The organism is Calothrix rhizosoleniae SC01 (genome assembly GCF_900185595.1).
Taxonomy (GTDB): Bacteria; Cyanobacteriota; Cyanobacteriia; order Cyanobacteriales; family Nostocaceae; genus Calothrix_A; species Calothrix_A rhizosoleniae.
Genome location: NZ_FYBH01000301.1, coordinates 1 through 11,855, shown reverse-complemented (window position 1 = coordinate 11,855; position 11,855 = coordinate 1). Strand labels below are relative to the sequence as shown.

7 protein-coding genes, 1 tRNA gene and 1 pseudogene are annotated in these 11,855 nt (G+C 40.2%); 6 read left to right on the top strand and 3 right to left on the bottom strand.

What is annotated here, in order from left to right; all coding sequences use genetic code 11:
• Positions 1–307: 307 nt before the first annotated feature.
• Together CALSC_RS18145 and CALSC_RS18140 are read right to left on the bottom strand one after the other, a co-directional pair.
• Positions 308–1,357 carry a zinc-dependent alcohol dehydrogenase gene (locus CALSC_RS18145; RefSeq protein ID WP_088242698.1) on the bottom strand — a complete coding sequence of 350 codons (1,050 nt, stop codon included), beginning with the start codon at positions 1,355–1,357 and terminating at the stop codon, positions 308–310.
• Between the two features lie 401 nt (positions 1,358–1,758).
• Positions 1,759–1,944, bottom strand: a complete 186-nt coding sequence (locus CALSC_RS18140; RefSeq protein ID WP_088242697.1) for a hypothetical protein — start codon at positions 1,942–1,944, stop codon at positions 1,759–1,761.
• A 900-nt stretch (positions 1,945–2,844) separates the two neighbouring features.
• Here CALSC_RS18140 and xth point away from each other — a divergent pair.
• The 3 genes and pseudogenes from xth to CALSC_RS18125 all read left to right on the top strand — a co-directional run bounded on the left by xth (position 2,845) and on the right by CALSC_RS18125 (position 6,144).
• Positions 2,845–3,627, top strand: coding sequence for an exodeoxyribonuclease III (gene xth / locus CALSC_RS18135; RefSeq protein ID WP_088242699.1), 783 nt, complete (start codon positions 2,845–2,847; stop codon positions 3,625–3,627).
• 64 nt (positions 3,628–3,691) lie between these two features.
• Positions 3,692–4,567 (top strand): annotated as a pseudogene (locus tag CALSC_RS18130) (SDR family oxidoreductase).
• Positions 4,568–4,647: 80 nt separating this feature from the next.
• Positions 4,648–6,144 carry an HlyD family efflux transporter periplasmic adaptor subunit gene (locus tag CALSC_RS18125; protein ID WP_088242696.1) on the top strand — a complete coding sequence of 499 codons (1,497 nt, stop codon included), beginning with the start codon at positions 4,648–4,650 and terminating at the stop codon, positions 6,142–6,144.
• Between the two features lie 191 nt (positions 6,145–6,335).
• Here the strand turns inward: CALSC_RS18125 and CALSC_RS18120 are convergent.
• Positions 6,336–6,409, bottom strand: a tRNA-Met gene (locus tag CALSC_RS18120).
• Between the two features lie 268 nt (positions 6,410–6,677).
• Between CALSC_RS18120 and CALSC_RS18115 the strand changes: the two genes are divergently transcribed.
• The 3 genes from CALSC_RS18115 (at position 6,678) to CALSC_RS18105 (ending at position 11,812) form a co-directional block, all read left to right on the top strand.
• A complete protein-coding gene (locus CALSC_RS18115) occupies positions 6,678–8,399 on the top strand; it encodes a diflavin flavoprotein (RefSeq protein WP_088242695.1) in 1,722 nt (573 codons plus the stop codon).
• A 90-nt stretch (positions 8,400–8,489) separates the two neighbouring features.
• A complete protein-coding gene (locus CALSC_RS18110; protein WP_088242694.1) occupies positions 8,490–10,202 on the top strand; it encodes a diflavin flavoprotein in 1,713 nt (570 codons plus the stop codon).
• A 557-nt stretch (positions 10,203–10,759) separates the two neighbouring features.
• Positions 10,760–11,812, top strand: coding sequence for a pentapeptide repeat-containing protein (locus CALSC_RS18105; protein WP_235006842.1), 1,053 nt, complete (start codon positions 10,760–10,762; stop codon positions 11,810–11,812).
• Positions 11,813–11,855: the final 43 nt, after the last annotated feature.

Sequence of the window (11,855 nt, the reverse complement as noted above, 5' to 3'; positions counted from 1 at the left end):
TAATTAGCTATTCAATTGTGGTAGACAAACATGGGGGTAAGTTAAGCTGCATTTCTGAACTTGGAGAGGGGACAGAGTTTATAATTGAGTTACCCCTGTCACAAGAAAGTCGGTAGGGTTTGAAACCTTGTTTCCCTACCCTGCACAGCATGGTAAAAACGGCATTCCCCTCCTAAAAGAACTTTTCTCCCTGGTTCTTGTGATCAACGGGGTGTAGGGTATAGGGTTTGGGTGTTAGATGATGGGGAAATCTCATCTTTTCATATTGCAATCCGTGAATAACCGTGGGAGTGTCAATCACCCAACTTCACGGAACCATTGCTACCTTAATTGTTTTCCGTTCCCGCATCTCACAAAATACCTGCTCTAATTCTTGCAAGGGACGGCGTTCGCTTAAGAGTAATTCAAAAGGAACTTTTCTACTTGCAATCAATGCTAAGGCTTCCCGAACAAAATGGGGGGTGTTATGAAATACTCCCTTTAAGGTCAATTCGCTATAATGCAATTGCTCCGTATTCACGGTAATGGTTGTATTTCGCGGACAACCACCGAATAAATTTACCGTAGCACCAGGACGTGCAGCTGCGATCGCAGTTTCCCATACAGTTGGTACCCCTGTGGCTTCAATTACTATATCTGCACCCAAACCATCAGTAATGTCCTTGACTGTAGCTGCTATATCAGATACTTTGTGGTAATTAAATATGTGAGTTGCACCGAATTTCTGGCCAATTTCCAGCCTAGAATCATTACCACCAAACAATATTACTTCTACGGGGAAATCATGAGCTAGCTTGGCAACAAACATCAAGCCAATGGCTCCGTCTCCCAAAACTACCACTTTTTGAGTCAGCCCGCCAGATTGATCACTATTTTTGACCCCAGAACGAGCTACACCATGCAATACACAAGCCAAGGGTTCTGTCATTGCTGCCAACTCATAGGGCAATTCCTCAGGAACCGACAATAAATTATGCTGGACAATGGCAGTTGGAATTTGCAAGTATTGGGCAAAAGTACCATTATTCCAAGTTAAGTTAGGACATAAAGAATATTCTTTGCGTTGACAATAAAAGCATTTCATGCATGGAGCAGAATTATTTGCCACTACGCGATTGCCTATTTGCCAATTAGTTACACCTTCACCCAGTGCTACAATCTGACCAGCAGCCTCATGTCCAAACGGGGTTGGTAATGTGAGCATTTTGGCATGACTACCCCGTCGCCACACCTTCAAATCTGTACCACAGGTTGTGGCTGCTTCCACTTGGATGATAACTTCTCCAGGTGCAGGAGTCGGATCGGCTACCTGTTCTAAACGTAAATCCTCTTGACCGTAAAGTAAGGCTGCTAGCAAGATTTTTGACCTAAATGTTTACATAAAATTTGCTCCCCCCGATTTTATCAGGCGGAGCTACTTGCTTATTCATTGATTTCGCAGAGAAAAAGAATTTTCGACTAGTATCGCTGTGTAGAATTGACATATCTCCTCTTCCTAAAGGAGTGAGGATTCCTTGACACTTCGCTGGGATGTGCTGCCAAAACAGTCTTACCTTCCCTCCATGTCCGTTTATAGTCTCCCAATGACCTATGGCAACTTCCTTTTATTGTACCAGAATCTTTCGAAAAGTCGTCATTGAAAGACGGGGCTTGTATCCCATTATTTTCGGTCAACCCCTTTATCTCTCAGAGGAGAAGTCAAACGTCAAAAGCATTTTATTCTCTAGCCTAGACCGTTTATCACAGTTATAAGAGGCACTAAGAATTTACGACTTCTTTAGTAATAGCTCTTTGGTTTCGTCCTTCCACCACTCCTGATAGACTACTGACATTTAATAATGGTATTTCTTGCCGACATTCTTGACAAAACCAGTAGACTCCACCATGACGAATATGGCGCAGGAGGAAACCACCACAACATGAACAACTGTTGTTCGTATTCATATCAACTAGACCCCCTTGAAAAATCTTTTGATTAATATGTACTGGGAAATAATTATTGAATGAGAATTACACTATTTATTTAATAAATGCTATTCATTTGACTGTTATTGCGTGTTGTATTTGATCAAACAAAATGCATAATAATTTAATTTTCATTTTTTAATAGTATCCCCGAATACTCTTTATGAACCCAGTTACTCCCCACTTTGTCTTCATATCATCACTACACTTTGTAAATAAATGTTTACGGGAAATAGGTGATTTCTGAAAATAACTTTATCAGTGGCAAGGGTGCAAGGGTTACACCCCTACAATGGACTTACCAGTCTCCGTAGTAATTTCAATTATGGAAATCTCCTGATTGAGTGTGGATTTACAAATCCATGAATTTATTAGTGATTACTTTGTCATCATTAAGTAACTACACAATGAATTGGAAATTTCCTGATTGAGTGTAGATTTATAAATTTTTTAATCTCTTGGGGATTACTCGGTAATCATCAAGTAACCACACAATCAAATACTAACAGTGCCATTCTGGGATTACATCTACCCTGGGGATCATAAGTTAACAGCAAGTCAGAAGCAAGAATTGACAGGAGTTCTGGGGATTAACCAATACCAAATGAATATATTAAGTTAAATGCATAGCAGCTTAGACAATATCATTTTCAAGATCAGATTTTAGAGGAAATAGCTAGAAGCCTCATTCCTTATCTCCATCCCCTGGGGACTTGAGTAATAGATATTGACCAATAACTAATGACTAATACCATTTCTTTATGAGGCTGCGCTAAATAAATTTGCGAGGGAAGATTTCATACAAAATCAAAGCAGATTATCCTTTTGGTGCATCTTCACACAGAATTGGTATAAGGACTAATGACAAATAAAGAACTAATGAAAATAGCTACTTGGAACGTCAATTCCGTTCGTACTCGTTTAGACCATGTCATGGATTGGTTAAAAGACAATCCCGTTGATGTTCTTTGTTTACAAGAAACCAAAGTTGTAGACGAGCAATTTCCGCGATCGCTGTTTGAGGAGTTGGGTTATCACTTGTATATATCTGGGCAAAAATCTTACAATGGTGTGGCGATCGCTAGTTTGCAACCTTTAACGGATGTCAGTACTGGTTTTACAGGTGTCTTACCTGATGTTGAACCAGAATGGGATGCCCAAAAACGGGTCATTACTGGTGTATTCTCAGATATTCGCATTCTCAATCTTTATGTACCGAATGGTTCATCTATTGATAGTGATAAATACGAATATAAATTGGGTTGGTTGCAAATCCTGGAACGTTATTTACAACAAATCTTGCCAGTTACCCCTAATATTTGTATGTGTGGCGACTTTAATATTGCTTTGGAAGATAGAGATATACACGACAAAGTAAGTATTAAAAACCACATCATGTCCTCTGATTCAGAACGGAATGCTTTAGGGGAGATCCTCAAATTGGGATTTGCTGATGCTTTTCGTAAATTTAATCCTGAAGGAGGACAGTACAGCTGGTGGGATTATCGAGCTGCATCATTCCGACGTAATTTGGGTTGGCGTATAGATCATCACTATGTGACGGTGGATTTATACGAACGTGCCAAAAGTTGTGTTATTGATGTTACACCTAGGAAAAAGGAGAAACCAAGCGATCATACCCCTGTGGTTTTGGAAGTTTAAAATGAAAATGTCTGGAAAGATCAATCATATTTTTTGATTTTACACATTAATCCCCAACAAAAAAATGTTTTTGGTAACAGGAGCTACAGGAGGAATCGGTCGTCGAGTGGTGCGACTGCTACGACAACGGGGAATGGCTGTCAGAGCCTTTGTGAGACTGACATCCCATTACAGCGAGTAAGAACACCGAGAAGCGGAAATTTTTATTGGTGACTTACAACAAGAAAAAGATATCTACAAAGCTTGTCGAGGCATCCAGTACATTATTAGTACCCACGGTTCCGGTAGAAACACTTTAGCAGTAGATTACCGCGCCAATATAGAATTAATTGACCAAGCCAAAGCTAATGGAGTGCAACACTTTGTCTTGATTTCCGTCTTGGGAGTTGATAGGGATTATGAGGATGCACCTGTATTTAAAGCAAAACGAGCTGTAGAGCAATATTTGGTAACTAGTGGCTTAAATTACACTATTTTTCGTCCATCTGGATTAGCATCTAACTTACTTCCCCTAGCGGAAAGTTTTCAACGTACAGGATTATACTTGCTAATTGGCGATCGCAAAAGCCGTACTTCCATTGTTAGTCCAGATGATTTAGCAAAAATGGTGATTGATTGTGTAAATATAGCTGCTGCTGAAAATCAAATTTTCCCCGTTGGGGGTCCAGATATTCTCATGCGAGAAGATATACCCCTAATTTTGGGGCGGATTTTTAATCGGGAACCAATTATTATTAATCCACCATTATTGATCCTGGATGGCTTGCGGAGTGCATTAGGTTTATTTAACCCTGAAGAACAACAAAACCTAGGAACATTCTGCACATTATTGGCAAATGAATTCTTCTGCACTCCCGAGGAAATTACTAACTTAGAGTCTATTTTTAATTTTAAGTTAGAAAGGTTAGAAAATTTTCTCAGTCGTCATCTTGCAGTGTGAGAATCAGTTATCAGTTATCAGTTACCAATGACTAGTTATCATTAAGTTTAATTAATCTCAAATCCAAAATCTCAAATTATATGAAATTTGCCTTAACTGCTAATCCGACTCAAGCACGTCAAACCAAAAACAAATTTGCTAAACCAGATGAGCAATTATCTTATGAATTAGGCAAAGCAGTACAGGAATTACCACCACTTTATACTAGATTATTAGCTGGGACTATTAGTTTAATTGTTATTAGCACTATCTCCTGGGCACATTTTTCCCAAGTAGATGAAGTTGCTACAGCTCAGGGAGAATTGATTGCTTCTACTCAAGTCAGACCAATTACTTCCTTGGGTAGTGGTTCGATTGTAAAAGTGAAAGTCAAAGAAGGAGATCGGGTAGTTAAAGGTCAAGTATTAATTGAACGCGACCCCGATTTACAACAGGTAGATGTGATCCGTTTAGCAAAATCCGTCAAATTAATTAACGAAGATTTACGACGATTACAAGCTGAACGTAGTGGTGGTAAAATAGCCGGTAATCAATTACAAAATGAACTTTTAGACTCCCGTCTTAAAGATTATCAAGCACGTCAAGGGGCTGCTGAGGCTGAAGCTAATCGGCAAACAGCTATTACCAAACAAGCAAAAGTAAAGTTAAGCCGTTTACAAGAAAATTTAATTAATGCTAAAAGCAGCCTGAATAGTGCTAAACAAAACCTGACTAACTCCTATACTTTACAAGACAATGTAGCTACTAATTTAAAACTCGCTGAATCGAGAGAAAAAGGTTTGCGAAAATTAGTTTCCCGTCGTGCTATACCCAGATTAGATTATCTCGATGCACAAGATAGACTTAACCGGGCACAGGCTGAAATTACTAGGGCAAAAGATGGTTTAATTAATGCTCAAAATAAAGTTACAGAGGCTCAAGATAAAGTTACTTCTTTGCAAAAAGATATTGCTGCTCAATTAGAAGAAATTAGCCAAGCAGAAGCCGCAGCTGAATCGGCGCATAAACAAGCACAACGTCTGAAATCGGAGCGTCAAAGTGAAATTCTCACCCAAATTAATCAAAGAGAAGAAGAGTTAACCACAGTTAAAGGTAAATTAGAGCAAGCAAAAAAAGAACAAGAAGGTGAAACTGTTAAGGCTCCATCTGCTGGCACAATATATAAAATCCAAGCAACTAAAGGTCCAGTACAAACGGGTGAGGAGTTATTATCAATTCTGCCTGATGGTGAAGAGTTACTATTAGAAGTAAAAGTACTCAACCGGGATATTGGCTTTATTCGTAAAGGAATGACAGCAAAAATTAAGATGGCGACTTTTCCTTTTCAAGAATTTGGCACTATTGATGGTAAAGTCGTGCAAATTAGCCCTAATGCTACCTTAGATAAAGATTTGGGTTTAGTATTTCCGACTAGAATTAAGCTGAATAAACACACTTTGATGGTGCGTGGTCAAGAAGTTTCATTTACCCCTGGAATGGCTGCAAGTGGGGAAATTGTTACAAGGAAGAAGTCAGTTTTAACCTTTATTATGGAACCTGTAACACGCCGATTTAGTGAAGCTTTTTCTGTGAGATAAGATACAGTTCTACTGGTTTAAAAATGGGGAGTGGGGAGTGGGGAATAGGGAGTGGGGAGTCGGTCAGAGATATTTTCATTTTTGGTTGTGGGCAAAATTGCCCGTGATAGGCTGGCTTGAAATTGATGATTTTCCCATAAAACAGCTAAAAGCCCTCTAACAAAGGGCTTTTACTATTTCTATAATTTAAATGGCTCAGGTCAGACTCGAACTGACGACCAAGGGCTTATGAGTCCCCTACTCTAACCAACTGAGCTACTGAGCCATGACTTTACCGATTTTTAAATATATCATATGAGTTAGGTTGTGTCTAGCTTTGGGAAGGATTATTTTTCCAAGGGATTTTCAAGACGCTAATTTATTATCATCACCATTTTCAATGTAATTGTGCAAAGCTGTATTGATGAATTGTTGATATTCTCTACCCCTCAGTTTTCCTTAACCCACCCATAGAAAATTTAATAATTATTTACAATAGAGTCGTGTAACAATAAAACCAGAGAAAAATACTCACTACTCAAAGGAGGGGAGTTATGGTAGTACTCACCGACAAAACCAAGAAAAAGCTCACCATACAGAAATTAGATATCGCTCCTGAAACCACCACCATTCGTTCATTGGATTGGGATCGCGATCGCTTTGACATTGAGTTCGGTTTACAAAATGGTACTACCTACAACTCATTCCTCATCCGTGGCGAAAAAATAGCACTGGTAGATACCTCCCATGAAAAGTTCCGCCAACTATATTTAGATACCCTCAAGGGTTTAATTAATCCTACAGATATTGATTATTTAATCATCAGTCATACGGAACCAGACCACAGTGGGTTAGTTAAGGATATGCTGCAACTGGCTCCGGATATTACCGTAGTTGGTTCCAAAATCGCCATTCAATTTCTAGAAAACTTAGTCCACCAACCCTTTGAACGCAGAATTGTCAAAAACGGCGATCGCCTAGATTTGGGTAATGGGCACGAATTAGAATTTGTCATGGCTCCCAATCTCCACTGGCCTGATACAATTTTTACCTATGACTATAAAACCCAAATTCTCTTTACCTGTGATGCCTTTGGCTTACATTACTGTACTGATGATACCTTTGACGAAGATTTATCAGCCATCTCCCCAGACTATAAATTTTATTATGAGTGTTTAATGGCACCCAATGCCCGGTCTGTCATGTCCGCACTCAAACGGATGGGTGCCTTAGGTAAAATTGATACCATTGCCACTGGTCACGGCCCCATATTACGCCATAACGTAGAAGAGTTGACTGGACGTTACCGTCAGTGGAGTCAAAGCAAAGCCAAAGCAGAAACAACAGTTGGTATATTCTACGTTTCTGAGTATGGCTATAGCAATAATTTACTACAGGCGATGGTTGGTGGTGTCGCTAAAACCGATGTCGCCGTGGAAATAGTAGATTTGCGAGAGGATATTGATTTACAAGAACTAAGGGAAATTGTCAGCCGTTGTGCAGGGATTATCATTAGTACCCCTCCCACAAGCAATGAGGATATGCAAACAGCCATCAGCACAATTTTAGGTTCTGTGAATGAGAAGCAAGCTGTGGGTGTATGTGAGTCTGGTGGTGGTGATGACGAACCCATTGACCTGTTATTGGGTAAGTTTCGTAATTTAGGCTTAAAACAGGCTTTCCCGGCAATTAAGATTAAAGAAACCCCTACTGAAAATACCTACAAGCTGTGTGAAGAAGCAGGTACGGACTTAGGACAATGGGTGACAAGGGATAAAAGCATTAAACAAATGAAATCCCTCGGTGCTGATTTAGATAAAGCTTTAGGTAGAATTAGCGGTGGTTTGTATATTATTACAGCGAAAAAAGGTGATGTTAAAAGTGCCATGTTGGCATCCTGGGTAAGTCAAGCCAGTTTCAAGCCCTTGGGAATCTCCATTGCCGTAGCCAAAGACAGGGCGATTGAATCACTGATGCAAGTGGGTGATAAATTTGTCCTTAATATTTTAGAGGAAGGTAATTATCAAGGCTTAATGAAACACTTCCTCAAACGATTTGCTCCTGGTGCGGATCGCTTTGCTAATGTGAAAACCCAATCAGCTGAGAATGGTTCCCCTATCCTTAACGATGCCTTAGCATATGTTGAATGCGAAGTAGTCAGCAGAATGGATACTGGCGATCATTGGGTTGTTTACAGCAATGTGTATGCGGGTAAGGTAAGTAAACCAGATTCCCTCACCGCAATCCACCACCGTAAAGTCGGTAACCACTATTAAATCAGTTATCAGTTATCAGTGAGTTTAGGAGTCACAGTAATTAATTAAGTCTCTCACCCCTTAAACTCCCCACACTCCCCACACATTCCCATGTTAGAAAACAAACCCCGTGACGTTCAAGTTTTTCCTGTAGGTACCGATACTAGAGTACTGCGATCGCGCAGTTGGGCAAGATTAAGGTTCGAGATTGAATATGCTCTTGCTAAGGGTACTACAGCTAATTCTTATTTAATTGAAGGCGATAAAACTGCCTTGATAGATCCTCCTGGAGAGACTTTCACGCAAATTTACTTAGAAGCTCTCAAGCAACGGTTCGATATTACCAAAATTGATTACGTAATTATTGGTCATGTCAATCCTAACCGGGCAGCTACCTTAAGAGCATTGCGGGAAGTTGCCCCCCAAATCACCTTTGTATGTTCTAATCCAGGGGCAATTAACTTACGGCAAATCCTAGAGGATGAAAACTTACCCATCATTGTAATGAAGCGGGAAGAATCTCTAGATTTAGGTAAAGGGCATCATTTACAATTTATACCGACCCCTAACCCCCGCTATCCCGACCATCTTTGTACCTACGACCCACAAACAGAAATTTTATATACAGATAAGCTGTTTGGGGCACATATCTGTGGCGACCAGGTTTTTGATGAAGGTTGGCAAGTATTTCTAGAAGATAGGCGGTATTATTTTGAATGCTTGATGGCTCCCCATGCCCGTCAGGTGGAAACAGCCCTAGAAAAATTGTCTGAGTTTCCAGCCAGACTTTATGCTCCTAATCATGGATCCCTAGTCAGAGATGGCTTAATTGAACTCACTAAAGTATATCGCCAGGGAGTCCAACAGCAAGCAACCCAAGACATAACAGTGGCATTAATTTATGCTTCCGCTTACGGGAATACCGCAACTGTTGCCCAAGCGATCGCTCATGGTATAACTAAGGCCGGAGTTAGAGTAGAATCAATTAACTGTGAATTTGCCGAACCGGCGGAAATTCAAGCCGCAGTGGAAAAAGCAGCTGGCTTTATTATTGGTTCTCCTACCCTAGGAGGACATGCACCCACACCAGTACAAACTGCTTTGGGGATTGTTTTATCCACCGCCACTAACAGCAAATTGGCTGGTGTATTTGGTTCCTTTGGCTGGAGTGGGGAAGCTATTGGCTTAATTGAAGGTAAACTCAAAGATGCTGGCTATCGTCTTGGTTTTGAACCTATTCGAGTCAAATTCAAGCCCAATGATGTGATTCTGCAAATGTGCGAAGAAACGGGAACAGACTTCGCCCAAATACTGAAGAAAGGGAAAAAAGTCCGCGCTCCCATTCAACCAGCTACCTCCGTAGAGCAAGCATTAGGTAGGATTATTGGTTCCCTATGCGTGGTAACAGCCAAACAAGGAGATATTTCCAGCGCCATGTTAGCTTCCTGGGTATCTCAAGCTAGCTTTAGTCCTCCGGGATTAACCATTGCTGTAGCTAAGGATCGGGCTCTTGAACCTCTAATGTATTCAGGTAATAAATTTGTCCTCAATATCCTCAAAGAAGGTAATCATTTGGGGTTAATGAAGCATTTTCTCAAACCATTTGCACCAGGTGAAGATCGTTTTGCAGAGGTGGCATATAAAGATGGTGATAATGGTTGTCCTATCCTGAGTGATGCTTTAGCCTACTTGGAATGTTCCGTACAAAGTAGAATGGAAATAGGAGACCATTGGTTAATTTACGCCACCCTGGATAGTGGACAGGTACTCAACCTTGATGGTGTTACTGCTGTCCATCATCGTAAATCGGGAACCCATTATTAAAAGAGGCAGGGGAGCAGGGAGCAGGGAGCAGGGAGCAAGTGTAGGCTTTTTATAATTGGGTGTTGGCAAGACTTGGAGGATAACCCCACTATAATCCCCCCAGGGGGATAGGAAAAGTAGACAAGGGAGGAAAACCGAGCCAAAAAAGTACGTTTACCAACAATAAAAACTGGTTCAAAAGCCTATTTTAACCTTGAAAAATCTTCCTTGTCTGCCTATCTTCTAATCTCCTAAGTCTAGGCTCAACCTAAATGTTAAAAACCTACCCTTGCGAGAGGGAAAAGAAAATTCTAATTAGGTAATTGGCGGTGTCAATTATCTTTCATTTGCACTGCCTCTTCGATAATCTTCTTAAGTAGCGATCGCTTAACTAGTATTATTTTAACTGTACTTGATTTTGACTAGTTATTTGTGTTTAATTAAGGGTGAGCGATCGCAACAGATAGTAGATTATACATTGAACCTCTTTGATTGACAGCTCACGATCCATCCCCACCGCAAAGCGGATGGATCGCGAACAACGTAAGTTTTTACATTGCTTAGGAGGGATTCAAAATGTGATAAAACTTACATGGATAACTAGAAAACTCCGAGAAAAGTTAAGAGGTTTGCTAGATATAGTATGGTTTCGTGTCCTACTAGCAATTGTCATCGCTTACTTTTTGATGCTGACATTCAGTCACATAGAACAATGGAATAAGCAAATGCCTGTTTGCCAATCCCAAGACTCATTATTACAGTGTTTTTATAAACAAGCATTATCAGTAATTGAACTGAATAATATTGAAAGTTTTAGTATCTTAGCAGCAGCAACTTTATATTTATTGGAAAGCAGAGAACGCAGACGTAATACAATTTATGAAGCATGGCAAGTAATTGATAATGCAGCTGCCGCCAATGTAGCTACTAGCTATGCCAGAATTAAGGCACTAAAAGATTTAAACAATTATGGCGTATCTTTAAAAGCTTTAGATGTCCCTAGTGCTGACTTAAATGGAATAGACTTGGCGGGAGCAGATTTGAGCATTGCTAACCTTAGTAACGCCAACCTCACTTATGCTAATCTCAAAGGGGCTAATCTCAGTGATGCCCAATTAGAAGGTGCTAATCTTTGCCGTGCCATCCTAAAAGAAGCAAATCTTCAGTTTGCTAACCTCAGTGATGCTCAATTAGAAGGTGCTAATCTTTGCCATGCTGACTTAAGTAATACTGACCTTGGTGGTGCTAACCTTGGTGGTGCTGATTTACGAGGAGCAATTCTTGAATTTGCAGATTTAAATGGGGTGCAGTTAGAAGTCGCTAACCTGACAGGCGCTAAATTAGCAGGTGCTCAATTAGAAGGTGCAGACCTGAGTGATGCCAAATTAGAGGGAGTTAATCTGCAACAAGCATACCTACTCCATGCTAATTTGACCTATGCTGATCTCAGAAATGCTGATTTCAGGGGTGTGCAAGACCTCTGTATTGAGCAAATTCAAGCAGCAAATAACTGGGAACGAGCCAGATATGATCCCTCTTTTTGTGAACAATTGGGTCTACCTGTAGAATCGAAAAATTCACCAAGGCACAATTGTATAGATATAGTAGACGTAAAAAAGCTTGGCTCATAGGACTTAGGCACTATTTAAATCCTCCAGCTTTGTCTAATCACTG